Source organism: Mucilaginibacter sabulilitoris, from assembly GCF_034262375.1.
GTDB classification, from domain to species: domain Bacteria; phylum Bacteroidota; class Bacteroidia; order Sphingobacteriales; family Sphingobacteriaceae; genus Mucilaginibacter; species Mucilaginibacter sabulilitoris.
In genome coordinates this window covers 1667397-1684419 of record NZ_CP139558.1, presented here as the reverse complement: position 1 = coordinate 1684419, position 17023 = coordinate 1667397, and the positions used below count along the sequence as shown (strand labels likewise).

The window sequence follows — 17023 nt, the reverse complement described above, 5'->3', positions numbered from 1 at the left end:
CTGACACAATAAAAAAGACATTCCTGCTTTGCTTATCAACTCTTTTTTTTTTAAATAATGTGCAGGCTCAAACCCCGGTAATCACGCCAAAATTGCCTCAGCCCGTTATTATAAAGCTCGACGCTACTGGTCACCGAACGGTGTTACCAGCAGATGTAACTGATAATATTAGTCCACGGGCTGCAAACTTTATGGCTATTGTTAGTCCGGCCAGTTTTGACTGCTCGTCACTGGGACCACAAACAGTAATCGTAACGGCAAGCAATGGCCCTGGCAATATCGCTACATTACCTGTACAGGTAATAGTAGTTAGCACGCCGGTGTTTGCAAACCATCCTGATGTAACCATCCCTACAGATGATTGCCACGCCAGCATGCCCGACTTTACCACCAGCGCCGGTTTAACTAACGCTTGTACTAATGTCAATATAACGCAGGTTCCTGCTGCCGGTACACCTTTAACAGTAAATGAGCCAACCATTGTAACACTTACGGCAGCCGACACTTATGGTGGCACCGCCGCAACCTTTTTTATGGTTACCTCATACAGCGTTCCGCAGATATTTTCCAAACCTGAACCTATAGTGATTAAACTTAACGAAAACGGGAATTACACACTTCAGGCATCTGATCTGGGCCAGATATTTAATTGCGACGGGGCGCCGGTAACCACTATACCTGTTCCGCAAAACCTCACCTGCGCAGATCTGGGCAACAAAACCATAACGCTAACCGCGAGTACCATACGCCCTAACCCCCAAGCCGTTACCTTTAGCGTACCCACAGACGCGGTAACAGACCCCGCCGGGAATATTTATATAGCCGATGGCTATAGCTGCAGTATCAGAAAAATAGCGGCTGACGGCACGGTAACTACTTTTGCCGGCGGAAGTGGCTGCGGTTACGCTGATGGCACAGGCATTACTGCAAAGTTCAACGTAGTTAACGGCATAACTATTGACCCGCAGGGCAATTTATACGTGGTTGACGAAAGTGACAGGGTAAGAAAAATTACCCCTGACGCACAGGTGAGCACATTAGCCGGAAACGGCCAAAATGAATCTGTTGATGGGACCGGTATTTCAGCCAGCTTTAATGATCCTCGCGGTATAGCTATAGATGGCGCGGGTAATTTATACGTGACGCAAAATGATTTCCTGGTTAGGAAAGTGACACCCACAGGCATGGTAACTACGTTGACCGCCTCACCCTTAATATCAAAATTAAATACCCCGATAGGTATCACTACTGATATGCAGGGTAATTTATATGTCACCGATTATACCAGTGCTATCAAAAAAATAGCTCCTAATGGCACCATTACTATTATAGCAGGTCATTCCGGGCAGGGATTTGATGACGGTGCCGGAGCTGCTGCAACTTTTAATTTACCCAAAGGAATAGTAAGGGATAACGTCGGCAATTTATATGTTACTGATTCTAAAAACAATGCTATACGCAAAATTGATCCATCGGGTGTAGTAACAACGCTCCAGTTACATGCAGCAATACCTACCGATAAGGCGACATTGAATAACCCTATAGGTATTAAATTTGACCCGTTTGGTAATTTAATAGTAGTTGATACCGATAATGAACGTATTGTGCGCATAACGCCCACAGGTCAACTCACTACAATAGCAGGTAACGGTGTAGTTGGTAATAATAATGGCAATGCAAATACACCCGCTACTTTGGGCACACAAATTTCCAAACCTATTCCGATAATTGTAACAAACTCGCTTGGGTCAACTACAAATCCAAATGGCATTACGCCTGCTATAGCTTCATATCCACTTAATGCTACCGTATGCGCTGGTAATGAGGTTCAGTTTGTAGCGACAATACCCTCAGGTGATTATGTAAACAGCTACCAATGGCGTGTAAATAATACTAATCGGGGAACCAACAGCCCGTTTTTTAACAGCAGCACTTTGCATGACGGGGATGTGGTTATTTGTATTGTATCAAACCATATCAGCTGTACAGTACCTCAACCCAGTTTACCCATAATTGTACATATAAAGCCCGCGCCCCAAATTATATTCAATGATAATCCCACCATAAAACAAGGAGACAATATTACTTTGAACCCTGAACTACATGGCGATATAGTAAGCCTGCGATGGGGTCCGGCTGTAGGACTAAGTAGTATAAGTATTGCAAACCCGGTGGCCAGCCCGTCAAATACCATAACCTACTATCTTACGGCTACATCATCATTAAATTGCGAAACCACCGTTCCGGTTACGGTCAATGTAATTTCTCCAATCAATATCCCCAATACATTTACCCCTAATGGCGATGGGTTCAACGACCGCTGGCTCATTAATGATCTGTTACCTTTTCCGGCATGCGTTGTAGATGTATTTAACCGTTACGGCCAATTACTTTTCCATTCAGTAGGCTATGGCAGGGCCTGGGACGGGATTTACAATGGCGGTAAATTGCCGCCAGGTACATATTATTATATGATCGATCTTAAAAATGGCGATAAGCCGTTGTCGGGCTGGGTAGCTATACTGCGGTAATATACTTTCTATGATTTATGCTTTTGATGAGTTTACCGAACGAGTCGCGTACATAATACCATTTTACTTCCCATGGGCTCATATTAATTTTTTAATTTAAGGGCACAAGCAAACAAATTACTGTGAGGATGATTTAATTATTGATTATGGGCTTGAACAAACAATTTATATACAATTTTATCAAAAAGCACTCATTGGCAGTGCTTACCACCGTTAACAAAGATGCTGCGCCCGAAGCTGCTTTAATAGGTATTGCTGTTACCCCCAACCTCGAAATAGTTTTTGATACCGCCAACATCTCCAGAAAATATCGTAATATGCTGTACAACCCGGCCGTTGCCCTGGTAATTGGCTGGGACAATGAAATTACGCTGCAATACGAAGGAATGGCTACGGAATTGAACGGAGCTGACGATCTGTACAAAAACCTGTATTTTGATACGTTTAAAGACGCACGACTGCGTGCGGAAACCCTGCATGGTATTGTATATTTTAAAATAAGCCCACATTGGGTGCGCTATTGCAACTATAACAACCCAACCATGATCAAGGAACTCACCTTTTGAATAAATCACCATTTGTAATTGTCTTGTCATATAACTTGATATAGATTGATACTTACATGCAAGTAAGTACATTTGCTCATCAAAATTTAATCCAGATGGACACTGCATTGAGTACCAAAGAAAAGATAGTTGAATTGGGAAGGAGTTTTATTCAGCAAATTGGATATCATGCTTTTAATTACAAGCAGATCTCTTCCCAGTTAAACATTAAAAACGCCGCGGTTCATCATTACTATCCAACCAAAGAAGATTTGGGTTTAGCTGTGATTGAAAAAGACAGGCGAGACTTTGAGGTCATGACCAAACAGGTTGAAAATGCAACCCCAATGGAAAAGCTGGAAGCCCTGCTATATAATTACGATCAGTATTTTAACGACAATAATAAGATGTGCATGATAGGCACATTTTGCTCTTCGTACAATGATGTACCTCAAAATATACGCATAGCAGCTACGCAATACCTAAACATAGTTAGCAAATGGCTGACCAATACCCTGCAGGAAGGTTTAGACAGAGGCGACTTTAAATTTGAAGGTACTGCAGAAAAAATGGCCAATTTATGGGGCGCTACTTTACCAGGCTCGCTCCAGATTGGCCGTGCGCTCGGCGCTAATTATTTTAATAGCGTAATAGACCAACTCCGTAAATCAGTAAAAGCCGTATAAAAAAGAATTAAAAAAATTTAATTAAAATACTTACTTACACATAAGTAAGTATTTATAGCTAATAATAACAAACACAAAAACTTAATTAACAACAAATGAAAAAGATCATCCTTACAGGAAGCAGTAGCGGCTTTGGCCTTCAGGCTGTTAAAACATTGGCAGCTAAAGGCCATACTGTTTATGCTACCATGCGCAACATCAACGGCTCCAACGCGGCAACAGCCAGTGAATTAAAGCAATGGGCAGCAGATAATAATGCCCATGTAGAAGTAATTGAGCTTGATGTAGCCAGCAACGAATCGGTTAAAAATGCGGTGGCTGAAATTGCAAAACACTCAGGTGGTATTGTTGACGTATTAATTAATAATGCCGGTGTATCATACCTGGGTACCGGAGAGACTTTATCTATAGAACAAACTGAAATGCTTTATCAGATAAACACCATCGGACCGGAGCGTACTATGAAAGCTGTGCTCCCTTACATGCACAAACAAAAAGCTGGCTTAATTATCAACGTTACAAGTGTTCAAACAAGACATTTTATACCCATCCTGAGTACTTACAATGGTACTAAAGCCGCATTAGATGCTGTATCTGTAGGTTATCATTATGAGTTGAAATCGTCAGGTATTGATGTAGTTACCATACAACCCGGCGCTTATCAAACTACCGACATCACTACAAAATCGATAAAGGCCGATAACGCAGATGTAGAGAAATATTACGGGACCGATACCCTTAACTTCCAGGAGGCGCTGCTTAAATTCTTTGAACCCACTACCGATAGTCGCGATCCGCAGGAAGTAGCTGACGCGATGCTAGCCCTTGTTGAAATGCCGGCCGGACAAAGGCCATTATTTACTGTTGTAGGCGGTGGTCCTCAAACTGCTAACTTTGAAAAGGTTAATGAATTAATCAAAGAAATTGCAGACATTACCTGGGGCGTACTGCCACAAGCTTATGGTCTTGCTTAACAAAAAAGCCGTACAGTGTGTACGGCTTTTTTGTTATTAATTCATTTATAATATAACCTATAATTTTACCTGCAGGGTAAGGAAAAAGCTACGTGCATCTGCCGGGATTATTCCGGGGCCAGGGTAGCTATCGGCCCTTCGGGTAAAATATCTTTTATCGGCCAGGTTATTTACTGATCCCTGCAGCGTAAATATTTTACTGATCTGGTAATCGGCCGAAAGGTCCATTACGGTATAGGCAGGTATCAATCCGTTAATGGCATCATCTGTAAATGTGGCATTTGTAGCATCAGTAAATTGCGAGCTGGTATAAGCCAGCTGGTAACTGGCCGAAAGTTTCCGGTGCTTATAAGTAAGCCCGGTTTTAAATATCACATCGGGGGCAAGTTCTACCTTTTTATTTTCATAAGCGGGCTCTTTACTATTTACATAACGGGCGTTAATGAGTGCCAGGTTACTGAACACCGAAAGTTTATTATCGTTTCGTTGCAGGTTAAAAAAATGTAAAAGTTCCAATTCGGCAAATGACTCAAAGCCCAAGTTGCGCGACTGTGCCACATTGGTGCGTAAACGATATATATTAAAAGTTACCGGGTTAACCATCTGCACATCACCTATGCGGTTGTTGTAGTTGATGTAAAAGAAACTTACATCATAATTAAACACTTCTGACAGATTACCTCTCATGCCTAAATCCGCAGAATATCCTTTTTCGTCCTGCAGGTTAGGGTCCGACTGTTTGTTTTGATTGGTAGAATGGATGTCATTAAAATTGATACCCCTGTAGTTTTGAGAGATATTGGCGTAAAGCTGCGCGCCCTGGCTTTGGAAATAACTAAATCCAATGCCTCCAATCAGGAAATGCCGCCTGCTGTTTCTGATATCATTTACTTGCTCATCAAAAATAATATTACCTGCCTGGTCACGGTTTACATTCTGATAAACACCATCGGCCTTGGTAATAATGTTCTCAAACCTTAAACCCGGAATAATGCTGAATTTTGAGTTGATGCGGAATATATTTTCTACAAATACCGACTCATTGTAATTAGGAAAATCATAGTTTGAATAATCCGGCGCGCCGGCACTTACATAAGTAAAATCAGATGGGTTACCTGTTGATCCATCATTGCCATAACCCTGCTGACGATTGGTAGCGCCGCGATAATATCGGAAACCAACTAACAGGTTTTGAGCCTGATCTTTTATTTTATACGAGTATAGAAAGCGGCTCTCGTTACCATAATTACGATACCTGTCTTTAAATAACTGCCTGTCTGTACCAGGATCTGTGCGATTAATAAAGTCGAGATTACCCAGCGCGTCCCTGTCGGCCATTAAGCCAAAAAACCGGGAATTGAATTTTAAATGATCGGTGATCTGGTAATCCAATATTACGGCGCCCAGGTTCCAGTCAACTTTAAACCAGTTCCTGGCCCTTACTGATTGTCGTGGATCAGCGGCAAATTCGGCATCGGTCAATCCTCCGGGCTGATGCGCCAGGTAATCCATACGGGTATATTGAAAGGTTAACGACAGCTTATTGGTTGGTTTATAGGTAATAGCAGCATAACCCAGGTTTACATTGTACTCTGAATTTGGCCGCCAGCCATCGCCTTGTTTATGCTGAAAAAAGGCATAATATTGTACCTTATTTACCGTGCCACCAATGCTGTTAGTGGTATTAAAAAAGCCCCATGAACCGGCTGTTTCGCGGGAGGTAAACTCAAACGGCTTATCCGTTGGCCCTTCTTTTAATTTAAAGTTGATGAGCCCGCCAAACTGAGTACCATATTGCAGCGATGATGCGCCACGCAGTATTTCAATCCTATCGAGCAGTTCGGCCGGCGGCGAGTAATAACTTTCGGGATAACCCAATGCATCGGCACTGATGTCATAACCGTTTTGACGTGTGTTAAAGTTGGTAACCCGGTTAGGGTTTAATCCACGGCCGCCAATACCCAGTTGTATACCGGCGCCATCGTTTTCCCAAATATTTAATCCTGCTACCTTTGAGTATATCTGGCGGGTATTATTAGTAGCGGCATTAGCGGTAATATCGCCCAATACTATCACTTCGCTTTTTTTACCGGCATTAATGGTGGTGCCCTCCACAGCTTTTAAGCGTGTAACACCAAATGTTTTTTCCTTTTGAGTGTTTACATCCACGTTTTTCAGCTGGTAAACTGCCGGCTTGAGGGTAATGTTAACTGTGATATCGGCATTAATCTTTATCTCCTTTGTTTGTGATTCATAACCAATGTTTGATACAGAAAGCGAGTAATCTCCGCCTTTGAGGTTTTTAATTACATAGTTACCTGATGCATCTGTGGTAACCACAATGGCGGTATTCTTTAAAATTATCGTAGCGTCGGCCACACCCTTTCCCACTTCAGATGTAACACTACCCTTAACTGTAAAAGTTTGCGCCGATGATCTGAAAGCGGCTGTTAGTATCAATAAACAGATTAGTATATAAGTTTTTTTCATTGTGCTTGATGATGAAATGGAAGTATCCATTTTTTGTGACCGAAAGAGTCCTCTTCTTTAGCCAGGTTAACCGTACTGTCAATGTACAGCCTGCTGCCGCTACCGTTTAGTGTTACGTAACTTTCAGCGGTAACTATCGGGTCCTTAATACCCTTGTTTTGATATTCTTGGGCCAGAAAATGTGCAAACTGCAGTATCATATCCGGCTGAGTGCTCATCTGTGCTTCCTGGAATGGAGTAAGGTATTGCGAATTGATAATCTCGGTTTTGTGCCCGGTTGCCGGGTCCTTAACATGGAAAAAAGCAGTACCGCCTTTCTCCATCAGCATTACGCGCCATGAAAAGCGGTAACCCTCTTCGGTCCAGTATAATTTACCGGGATATAACAAATAGCGAAATGGTAACACTAACTGGATAATGAAATGCACAACCAGTAATGTGTAAATGAGCCTTGCTTTAGGAACTGCCACGTGATAAACCTGCTGGCTTGTGTCGGTACCGGTAATCCGGAATATTTTTTTGATGAAAGCGATGATCCTGAGGTGCGTATTTTCTGAAAAGAAAATAATGGTGACAAAGATCATGATGTAAGGGAACATGCCTATTTTGAAAAACCAGGCTGTAAACAGATGAAAAACAACTACAAAAAAATAAGCCGCTTTCCTGGTACGGGGGGCTAACAACAAAAAACCTATCAGTAAGTCAAATATGGCACCGAACCAGCTGAATACATAAGCTACCCATAAATGGGTTAACAACCCACCTATCAAAAGTAACTGGCTGTTGGCCGGCAGCCATATCCTGAGCGGCATTGCCGCAATAAGCCAGTCATGATTGAGTTTGGAAATTCCGGCAAAGAAATAAACTATTATTAATTGTACCTGAAATACTCCAATGCACCAGCCCGGCACCATGGTTGCCTTTAAATTTGGTTTACGCCATACATCTACCGAGAAGTAACGGTTTGCGGGAACCAGTATCATTAAAAAAGCCATTATACTGATAAAGTAATAATGGTTCAGGTAGGTAGTTTTATCAATAAGCTCCACATAGGTAAAGCACAGAAAAAAGCTGGTTATGGCTATCTTGTACAATAACCCGATAGTTACCATTAATGCGGTAACGATGAGCAGGGCAAATAACGCATACATTCCCAAGGCTCCCAATGGCCTTACCCAATCAAACCCATAAAAAGTAAAGTGAAGTTTAGGTTTGATATAAAAAGCATTAACCCAGCCCTTCAATAAAAAACGCACAACGCTAACAAGCATAATGCTCCCGAATGCCATACGTAAAACAGCAAGGGGAGCAATATGCCTTTGTGCATTAAAAAATATCAGGAACTTTTCCTTTACGGAACTGAGCATGTTTTTAGTCTCCGTCGTTATCTCCGTAGGTAATCAATATCCCTAATGACGATGTCATATCCGTTTTTAGCAATACCGTTAGCTTTTGCAACTCAGTATAAGCAGCGGTAACAGCGGCATTATTGTTCTTGATATTATCAGACAATGGATCTTTTAATATCTGTAATTTGGTTTTTGCAGTAGCGAATTGTTTTAAAATAGTATCATTGAGCGAACTGCCATCTGAAGCTTTAGCTTTGGCAGAAATTAAATAATCATCAAGTCCTATTCCGTCTTTACCGGTGTAAATATCAAGTATGGCTTGCAAATGAGCCAGTGCCAGCTGTACCGAAATTTTAGCATTATATGCCTGAACTTTCTCCGGGAATGTGGTACCCATTGATTGTACACCTGCTGGAATACCTATTTCATAATTTTTAAGTATCTCGTAATCAAAAACCAGCTGGTTAATCAATTGCCCGGTAGAACTGCCTACATCTGTACCGGTAGCATTTAAGAAAGTGGCTTTATAAGCGCCGTTCCAGGCAGCCGTTACTTTGGTTATATTAGTTTTCAGTTCGGCCGACAGCTTGGCAAGGTATGCTTTCCTATTAGCTGCCTTAGCATCACTTGTGTATTGCAATAGTATGGCATTATTATCAACTCCTGTTCCAAATAACAGGTAATCAAGGGCGGGCAAACCTTTAGCCGACAGGTTTTTCAGAAAATCAGGATCGTATGTACCTGCGGTAATATTATCATTTACCTGACCGACATCAAGCGGATAAGTATTGGTATTAGCTCTTAAAGTGACATCGGCTGCCGGGCCAAAATCAAATTCTGATGTTGACTGCCATTGCAGGTAGGAAGCTTTAAACGCGGTTTGCGCTGCTACTAATGTGGTAGCATTAGGGGCTGTATTAAAGGCAGTAACAGCGGCATCTAAATTAGTAACCGATGTTTGAAAAGCTGTATATGCCGGGATTATAATATTGGTACTCAGATTGGTGAGCATGCCCTTACGATCAAATGACGAGCCTTTATCGCCCCCATCAGCTGGTCCGGAACCGGAGTTTGATTTTGAACACGATTGGATGAGTACAAACGCCGAAACAGCTATTAAAGCTGTATAAATGAATTTACGCATAGTTTGGATTTTTATAGTAAAACCACCCGCACAATTACAGTACGGGTGGTTAATTTTTTGCTCATTTATTATTTACCTGATTAAAGAATGTCTTTTACCGATTCAAAATCGTACTGTTTAGCTACAGCATCGCGGATGGCGTTCACCTGCTCTAAGGTTAAATCATAAAAGCTTGCCGGGAACAGGGCCAGGATTGCATCTATCTGCGCATCGGTAATTTTACGTTTAGGATTATATTTTAATGAATAAACAAATCCATAGCACTCAGAGAGGCGGCTGTTTCTGGCCATATTATCATTTAATGATTCCTTTATTTCTTTAACTTCCTGTAAAACAGCGGCGCCGGTTAATCTTTCCATAGTTTGCAGGATAATTGTAGCCTGCTCATCTCTGGTTTTGTTATCCTTGTTGCTGATAGCTGCACGGCCTTTCAGGAAAGCATCCATTAAAATTTTGTTAGCATGGAAACCTGAGTCAACCTGGGTACTGTAGCTTCCCCAAAGTTTGGCACCGGTTTTATTGGTAGGGAAATCAATAGGTACACCCCAATAGCCAAACGCTATATCCCAGTTATGCTCCGCCGCGGTACCTTTGCCGGCAACCACAGTAGTATTATCAAGCGATGAACCCATAGCGGCGCTCATGCTGTTAACAATCTGGTAAGTTATTAAACCGCCCATTACGCTTTTGTTGAAGATTTGCGCATAGTTTGCCCCTCTGCCGTTCAACGCGTACTTTGAAGCCGGATTTGCCGAGCTGGCACCAACACCTGCAACTCCCCTGCTTGCCGGTACGCCTGATTTGCTGGCCTTTACCAAAGTGTCAATATAATTTGACACATCCGTTTGTAAAAGGGTAGCGCATTGATTTTTTATCTGTAAGCCTGAAGTATTATAAGCCGCGGCTGCACCGGTAAAAGGTGAATTTGTGTTGGCAAACATATTTTTTAATGTCTGACCATCAAGGGTACCGGTTGTAGCTACCTTCATTAAATTCGACATTTCAGTAACCATACTTAAACGGGTAGTGGCATCACTAAAATCTGCGTTGGTGAAATTATAGGTTGTTGGAATATCGTAGGTCGGTGTGGGGTTGTCGTTTTTGTTGTCTTTACAACTTGAAGCCAGAATTAAGACAGCCGATAAAATCGTCAGTACAGTAGAGGTTTTTTTCATAATGATTTTAGTGTATTTAGAACGATTCAAAATTAGTTGCACCATAGAGGAGGTACAATACCCCCCAGGGGGTATATTTGGAATTAGTCTAAATAATAAGATCATTAAGATACCCTACCATTAAAACAAGTTCAGCTGCATTTTTAAAGGTAAACCCTAATTTTTTGATGATGTTTTTACGGTGCGTTTTTATGGTATGCACGCTTAGGTATAGCTTTTCGGCAATTTCTTTATTGGTTAGGCCCTTTGCTATAAGGTGAACGATTTCGGTTTCACGGGATGACAACGATGGTGCTTCACTGGTTTCGGTTATTGCAGGCCTATCGCCAAATAATATTTTTGAAGTACGTTCGCAAATGTATTGTTCTCCGCGCGCTGTGACATAAACTGCGTTAATAATTTCATCCTTGCGACTGCTTTTGCTGATATGGTTTTTTACCCCTTTATACATCATTTCGAGTATAGCAACGCGCTGCTGATTGTTTGACAATACCAGAACATTAATAAAATTGTAACGTGCAATTATATTTTTAATATCATCCAAACTGAAGCCCTCATCATGATCAATGATCACTACTTTTGGCTCCAGTTCACGGATCATATTATCTAATAAGGCTGGAGTAGAGGCCCAACCCAGTACACGTATATCTTTTACAGAAGCTAAAACTGCCGACAAACCTTCCCGGGTGAGTATCTGGTTGTCAGCAACGATGACGTTTATCATTTAAACATTAGTCTTATTCTAAATAAGAATACGAAGATAATCATTCTATGGTTGCCTCATGTAATATTTTTATTGGGAAGCGCCCGCGACAGGGGAAATACCTGTTACTCTTAGAGAATACAGTAATGATAAAATTTCAGGCAAAAAAAAAGCGGCCAACTTTTCAGTTGTCCGCTTTTTTCGTATTGATACCCAAACAATACTATTTAACTGCCAACTACGGGCAGTTCAAAGAACCCTAAACCATGTTTTCATGATTTACATCATGGCTTAAAACCTGGTTAAATTTCTCGAGCAGCTTTATATATCTGTCCATCCAGTAATAAATAGCGTTTGGCTGTTCCGGGGCATTTGCCATATCTTTAAATGATTCATCATCGGTATAGTAACTATTTGTTTTAGCAAACTCGTCCGGAAATTCATTTGAAAAATCATGACCTATAACAAAGCCAATCTTGCTTATAATGTCAATACTAAGCTTTTCCATTTCAAACCAGTTGTAAATGGTTCTGCGGCTTACGTTTAGTCTTCTTGCAAGTTCACTGATGCCCATACGGTCTCTCCGAACCACTCTTTCCAGTACTTGCCCGAAGTTTACGTCCGAACTATTACCAATGCTACCAGAGTTATTATTATCATAACTAATAACTGGATAATCGATTTTACTGTGCATAACTCAAATTTTATATATGATGATTACCATTTTAAATTTTCTTAGCTGATATACAGCTATAAATTCGTCGTAAATTCAACATTATAAAAATAGGTTATACAGAGCTCTAAAAAATGATCTTGGTCACATTTGGCCGTGATTCTCGTCAAGTGAATTTGTTTTTTTGAAACCCGGCATATTCAATACAGAACGTATTGAGTTTGAAGTCGTATTACAGTGTTTCGGTATTGGCAAGCCTCAGATCCAGTTTCTCATATTGCGAATTATTGCTAATAAAGTCAGGTAGAATTGCTTTCATTTTGAGAACCATCTGGTCGGTATTATTCAATAAGCCAAGTTCTAATAACTCTTTAATTACCGTATTAATTTCGGTATACGAGTTAGGTATGGTTTTGGAAATTTTTATGTCCTTATTATAGGTTGGGATGATGTGCTCTTCTTCATTCAACAACTCTTCATACAGTTTTTCCCCGGGCCTTAAACCTGTGTAAACAATTTTCATATCCTCACCAGGAGTAAAACCCGCCAGTTTGATCATATTAGCGGCCAGATCGGCTATTTTAACCGGTTGTCCCATATCAAACAAAAATATTTCAGACCCTTTACCCATTATGGCTGCCTCAAGCACCAACTGCACAGCTTCAGGAATTGTCATAAAATAACGAGTAATATCCGGATGGGTAACCGTTATTGGTCCGCCTTTTTCAATCTGCGCTTTAAACCTGGGTATTACAGAGCCGTTGGATCCGAGCACATTTCCAAAACGGGTTGTTATAAATTTGGTTTGGCCGGTTGCACCGTTTCCATCAACCGGGTAAAAATCCTGATTGTTATTAATTTCGGTACCTAACGACTGGATATACATTTCTGCAATTCGTTTGGAAGCGCCCATGATATTGGTTGGCCGAACGGCTTTATCTGTAGAGATCATGATAAATTTCTCTACCCCAAACTCCAGGGAAATATCGGCTACGTTTTTGGTACCCCAAACATTAGTCAATACAGCTTCGGTGGGATTATTTTCCATCATTGGCACATGCTTATACGCGGCAGCATGAAAAACAATTTGCGGTTTATATAAATTAAAGAGTGACCGTATACGGCCGGTATTTTGAATATCGGCTATAAACATTTTTGTTTTGCATGTATTTTTACCATCTTCAATTTCCATCTGGATGTCATGTAACGGAGTTTCGGCCTGATCACACAATATCACACATTCGGGATTATAAGACATTACCTGCCTAACTATTTCTGACCCGATTGAACCGGCGGCACCGGTAACCAAAATACGTTTACCGCTAAGCTCACTCAAAATATGATCTTTACATAGCTCAATAGGTGCCCTTTCTAAAAGATCTTCAATTTTCAGGTCTTTAAACTGGTTTAAGTTTGGCTTTCCGTTAAGCCATTGATCTGACGGTGGAACTGTAATAACCTTTATGCCAAGCTCAATGCATTTATCAACAGCTTTACGTTTACCGTCAACATTCAGATCTTCGGAGGTTACCAGCATCGTTTTGATATCAAATTTTTTCTTTAATCCGTCAAGCGCGCGTATGGGGTACACCTGTTTTTGTTCAACACATTTATAAATTTTATCTGAACTGACATCAATAAAGCCCTGAACCTGTATCATGAGTCCTTTTTGACCCTCAATTGCATTTTTAATTAAAATAGATGACATACCCGAACCATATATCAGTACATTTTCTTTCTTTTCGGTTTGCACAGGTTCTTCCAGATATACAAACAAATCCTTTATCACAATGCGCATCCCCATTAATAATGATGATGATATGAAAAAGTTAATAAGCAAAATATCGCCCAAACCGCTAAGGCTAAACCTCAGGTAGGGCGCGAATAATACATTACACAGGAACATGAATGCAGCGTTGCTTACCAGTACTGCTACAAAAATGCGCAGCATATCTTTAGTATTAGAATACCTTATAATACGCGTGTGGGTACGCATGATCAGGAAAATTAAAATAGCATTACTACAATAAAAAATCATGTAGTAAATATTATCCTGCTTCAAATCGAGCTTATCTTTCAATGAGATAGAAAGGCAAAGTGATACAAAGACTATCATCAGGTCAATTAATAACACTAACCACCTGGAGTGAATTCTATCCTGAAATATTAAATTTCTGATGTAAATCATGACAAATAAGATTAAGGGGTTTAAAAAATTTAGGCGTATCGGTATAAAGGAAAGAAGTCGATATCGGCGTTCTTATCAATGTTTTTTTTATCAAGAAGCTCCTGGTATTTGGTGGGGTTTACAATGTAGCGCCAGCTTTTAAAGTCAAGGCAATGTTCTGTAAAACCTAATTTCCATTTAAAAAGTGCATCTTCTTTAAAGCCAAGGCCGCCACCCAGGTTATAATAGCGCATGCCAAATAAGCGGCCTATCACTGAAATTTCATCAGCCATAAATTTAGCAGGACTATGATGCTCATAACCACTGCGTGTTCCTATTAAATGGGCCTGGATAATGCCGCTTGTAAACATAACGATGGTGCTACAAATTGCTGTATCGCCATCATAGGCCGTTAGCAAGCGGGCATCGTATTCAGGGGTATTTAAAATCTTTTCAAAATACGCTTCATTAAAGAAGTAATAATCTGAAGCGTGAACCCGCTTCATGTTATCAGTATAAATACTTGTAAATAATTCGATGGCTTCGGGCCCGGTTTCTTCCCTAATTTTGAACCCTCTTTTCCAGGCATGTTTTATAGCATCCATAGTTGACTGGCGATACTTTTTGCGCTGCTCTTCAATACTTTCAGAGAGGTCAATAACCACAGTACGGCCATTTTCATGTACTCCGCCAAATTTTTCGAGCAATAATTGCTGTTTGAAAAAAGGGTGCATTCTTGAAAACACAGAAACGTATTTTTCTTGTGAAAGAAAATTCAGGAAAGCCTCCTTAAAGTTTTCTGTGAATGTATCATCCAGATCTTCCATCTTTCTGTTTGAGAACGGGCCCGAATAGCCATATACACAGCTAAGATCAAAAAGATCAGATTCTGGAATTACCCGCTTCAGAAACGGAAATGCTATAAAATTATCCTGTTCTTGATAAACAAGCAACGTAGGTGAGCCGCTGCTATCTGGCTCTAACATATGATAATGCCAGGTATGATAGAAATCGTATTCAGCAGCCTTATCGACATAAGAAGTCCATTCCAGCTTGTCATGGATAGTGAATAATTTGATCATAAGGTTTAATCTGGTTTTAGAAATGGCTACTTAACTGCCGCATGCTCAAGAGCCACAAATTTTTTCTTAGATATACTCATCCTAACAAGGCCGTCCTTTTCACCTGTGATTTCAAAGCCGGCTTTTTCATAAATTGATAAGGCGGGAATATTAGCCGGGTGCACCCTTAAATATAAATCTTCCAGTTCGCGATAAAAAAAGGCATATCTTAATATAAGCATGGTAGCCTGGTAGCCAATACCTTTTCCCCAGTAAAGCTTATTTCCGATAAAAAGATGCAGTTCGGCGCTTTGGTCCCGTATGTCAAGCAACTGAACGTTACCAATGTAAGTATCAAGCTCTTTTAAACATATTGCAAAGCGCATTTGATCGGGCTTATTAAGGTTATCCTGCAGCCACGCGGTTTCTATTTTGGGAGTAATACGCTGGCTGGCCCTAAACTTGGTAAATGTCCATACCTGCGGGTCGTTTCTCCATAAATAGGAAGTTTGTGCGTCTTCCAATACAAGGGGGCGTATGTATACTGAAATTGTCATAAAAACTGTTGTAAAATGTTTAACATAAAAAACATGTCCTGAAGGTTATACCGGTGATCTATTGGTAGGGGCACCAAACACCGGGCAAGGTAATTTTCGTACATTTTGTTATTGGTCCACTTAAATACATTCGGCCAGTAAGTAGCCACAAAAATTTTCTTCTGTATTAAGTGTAACTTCAGATCGCGGTCGTTGCTTAAAAATGGATAAACCATTGGCGAACAATCATCAGGAATATCAAACTTGAACAGATTATGAGCCTGCAGGTGTTTATGCAAAAAGTTAAAGTTTTGCCGCCGGATCCTGGCACAGTCTGCATAGTTTATCCCCGAAAGAATTTTCTGTGTTAAAACCGACATGCTCCGAATTTCATTATCTGTCAAAGCATCATTGTTTGCTTTAAAATCGGAATAGCCGGCTTCTATACCCAGTTCAATACTTTTAATAAGATGGGAGAAACGGTTAGTGGATGAATCAACCGGCAATTTTTTGCCAAGTTTTTTATTGATCTGCAAATAGGCTCCATCCGGAACTCCGAAAAACTTCCTGCATGAATAAAAGGTATCAATACCAGGCAAGGGTTCAGAAAAAAAAGCCTGGGAATTGTCAACTATCAGATTTTTGATCTGTTCGCTTAAATTTTTTACCGTTTCCTTTTTTATACCAAAATAATCGGTGTACAGGAAACAGGCGTGGGGTTCAATTTCAAAATCAATAATAGGTTCAAACTGTTCATTAATTGAATAAAACTGATATGCTACATCAAGCCTTTTAATGGGTTCAAGTAAAACATCGCAGGTAAAATAGGGTATATATATTTTGGTATACCCTTTTTGCTTTAGTATATATTCCAAAGCATTGCGGCCGGTATTTAACCGGACTAAATCGGGATAATGCTCCTTACCGGGGGTGAGTTGCAGCTCAAAATACCCACCAATGGTTTTAGGGGCAGGTTTGGTCTTCTGCAT

General features: G+C 40.5%; 14 protein-coding genes. 4 read left to right on the top strand and 10 right to left on the bottom strand.

Going from position 1 to position 17023, the window contains the following annotated elements; genetic code table 11:
• Nucleotides 1-59 precede the first annotated feature (59 nt).
• The 4 genes from SNE25_RS07270 (at nt 60) to SNE25_RS07255 (ending at nt 4736) form a co-directional block, all read left to right on the top strand.
• Nucleotides 60-2531 (top strand): T9SS type B sorting domain-containing protein, encoded by a 2472-nt coding sequence (locus tag SNE25_RS07270; protein ID WP_321564435.1) that lies wholly within the window; start codon nt 60-62, stop codon nt 2529-2531.
• Nucleotides 2532-2677: 146 nt separating this feature from the next.
• The gene (locus tag SNE25_RS07265) at nt 2678-3097 is read left to right on the top strand and encodes a pyridoxamine 5'-phosphate oxidase family protein (RefSeq protein ID WP_321564434.1); all 420 of its coding nucleotides are present in this window, start codon (nt 2678-2680) and stop codon (nt 3095-3097) included.
• Between the two features lie 95 nt (nt 3098-3192).
• Nucleotides 3193-3762, top strand: coding sequence for a TetR/AcrR family transcriptional regulator (locus tag SNE25_RS07260; protein ID WP_321564433.1), 570 nt, complete (start codon nt 3193-3195; stop codon nt 3760-3762).
• A 95-nt stretch (nt 3763-3857) separates the two neighbouring features.
• A complete protein-coding gene (locus SNE25_RS07255) occupies nt 3858-4736 on the top strand; it encodes an SDR family oxidoreductase (protein WP_321564432.1) in 879 nt (292 codons plus the stop codon).
• Nucleotides 4737-4793: 57 nt separating this feature from the next.
• Here SNE25_RS07255 and SNE25_RS07250 read toward each other — a convergent pair whose 3' ends face one another.
• The 10 genes from SNE25_RS07250 to SNE25_RS07205 form a co-directional block, all read right to left on the bottom strand.
• The gene (locus SNE25_RS07250) at nt 4794-7226 is read right to left on the bottom strand and encodes a TonB-dependent receptor domain-containing protein (RefSeq protein ID WP_321564431.1); all 2433 of its coding nucleotides are present in this window, start codon (nt 7224-7226) and stop codon (nt 4794-4796) included.
• A complete protein-coding gene (locus SNE25_RS07245; RefSeq protein ID WP_321564430.1) occupies nt 7223-8593 on the bottom strand; it encodes an HTTM domain-containing protein in 1371 nt (456 codons plus the stop codon). The genes SNE25_RS07250 and SNE25_RS07245 overlap by 4 nt, the downstream gene beginning before the upstream one ends.
• Before the next feature lie 4 nt (nt 8594-8597).
• Nucleotides 8598-9719, bottom strand: a complete 1122-nt coding sequence (locus SNE25_RS07240; RefSeq protein WP_321564429.1) for an imelysin family protein — start codon at nt 9717-9719, stop codon at nt 8598-8600.
• Between the two features lie 80 nt (nt 9720-9799).
• Entirely contained in the window at nt 9800-10894 is a 1095-nt protein-coding gene (locus tag SNE25_RS07235; RefSeq protein ID WP_321564428.1) for a DUF4856 domain-containing protein, read from the bottom strand.
• 88 nt (nt 10895-10982) lie between these two features.
• Nucleotides 10983-11618, bottom strand: coding sequence for a response regulator transcription factor (locus tag SNE25_RS07230; RefSeq protein WP_321564427.1), 636 nt, complete (start codon nt 11616-11618; stop codon nt 10983-10985).
• A 238-nt stretch (nt 11619-11856) separates the two neighbouring features.
• Entirely contained in the window at nt 11857-12291 is a 435-nt protein-coding gene (locus SNE25_RS07225) for a helix-turn-helix domain-containing protein (RefSeq protein WP_321564426.1), read from the bottom strand.
• 211 nt (nt 12292-12502) lie between these two features.
• Nucleotides 12503-14458 carry a polysaccharide biosynthesis protein gene (locus tag SNE25_RS07220; RefSeq protein ID WP_321564425.1) on the bottom strand — a complete coding sequence of 652 codons (1956 nt, stop codon included), beginning with the start codon at nt 14456-14458 and terminating at the stop codon, nt 12503-12505.
• 29 nt (nt 14459-14487) lie between these two features.
• Nucleotides 14488-15519, bottom strand: coding sequence for a GNAT family N-acetyltransferase (locus tag SNE25_RS07215; RefSeq protein WP_321564424.1), 1032 nt, complete (start codon nt 15517-15519; stop codon nt 14488-14490).
• Nucleotides 15520-15545: 26 nt separating this feature from the next.
• The gene (locus tag SNE25_RS07210; RefSeq protein ID WP_321564423.1) at nt 15546-16055 is read right to left on the bottom strand and encodes a GNAT family N-acetyltransferase; all 510 of its coding nucleotides are present in this window, start codon (nt 16053-16055) and stop codon (nt 15546-15548) included.
• Nucleotides 16052-17023, bottom strand: a complete 972-nt coding sequence (locus SNE25_RS07205; RefSeq protein ID WP_321564422.1) for a hypothetical protein — start codon at nt 17021-17023, stop codon at nt 16052-16054. Before SNE25_RS07205 ends, SNE25_RS07210 begins: the two co-directional genes overlap by 4 nt.

Excerpts from the sequence above, each read along its gene's own strand:
- SNE25_RS07265 (WP_321564434.1), top strand. The coding sequence starts at position 2,678 with ATGGGCTTGAACAAACAATTTATATACAATTTTATCAAAAAGCACTCA.
- SNE25_RS07260 (WP_321564433.1), top strand. The coding sequence starts at position 3,193 with ATGGACACTGCATTGAGTACCAAAGAAAAGATAGTTGAATTGGGAAGG.
- SNE25_RS07255 (WP_321564432.1), top strand. The coding sequence starts at position 3,858 with ATGAAAAAGATCATCCTTACAGGAAGCAGTAGCGGCTTTGGCCTTCAG.
- SNE25_RS07250 (WP_321564431.1), bottom strand. The coding sequence starts at position 7,226 with ATGAAAAAAACTTATATACTAATCTGTTTATTGATACTAACAGCCGCT.
- SNE25_RS07245 (WP_321564430.1), bottom strand. The coding sequence starts at position 8,593 with ATGCTCAGTTCCGTAAAGGAAAAGTTCCTGATATTTTTTAATGCACAA.
- SNE25_RS07240 (WP_321564429.1), bottom strand. The coding sequence starts at position 9,719 with ATGCGTAAATTCATTTATACAGCTTTAATAGCTGTTTCGGCGTTTGTA.
- SNE25_RS07235 (WP_321564428.1), bottom strand. The coding sequence starts at position 10,894 with ATGAAAAAAACCTCTACTGTACTGACGATTTTATCGGCTGTCTTAATT.
- SNE25_RS07230 (WP_321564427.1), bottom strand. The coding sequence starts at position 11,618 with ATGATAAACGTCATCGTTGCTGACAACCAGATACTCACCCGGGAAGGT.
- SNE25_RS07225 (WP_321564426.1), bottom strand. The coding sequence starts at position 12,291 with ATGCACAGTAAAATCGATTATCCAGTTATTAGTTATGATAATAATAAC.
- SNE25_RS07220 (WP_321564425.1), bottom strand. The coding sequence starts at position 14,458 with ATGATTTACATCAGAAATTTAATATTTCAGGATAGAATTCACTCCAGG.
- SNE25_RS07215 (WP_321564424.1), bottom strand. The coding sequence starts at position 15,519 with ATGATCAAATTATTCACTATCCATGACAAGCTGGAATGGACTTCTTAT.
- SNE25_RS07210 (WP_321564423.1), bottom strand. The coding sequence starts at position 16,055 with ATGACAATTTCAGTATACATACGCCCCCTTGTATTGGAAGACGCACAA.
- SNE25_RS07205 (WP_321564422.1), bottom strand. The coding sequence starts at position 17,023 with ATGCAGAAGACCAAACCTGCCCCTAAAACCATTGGTGGGTATTTTGAG.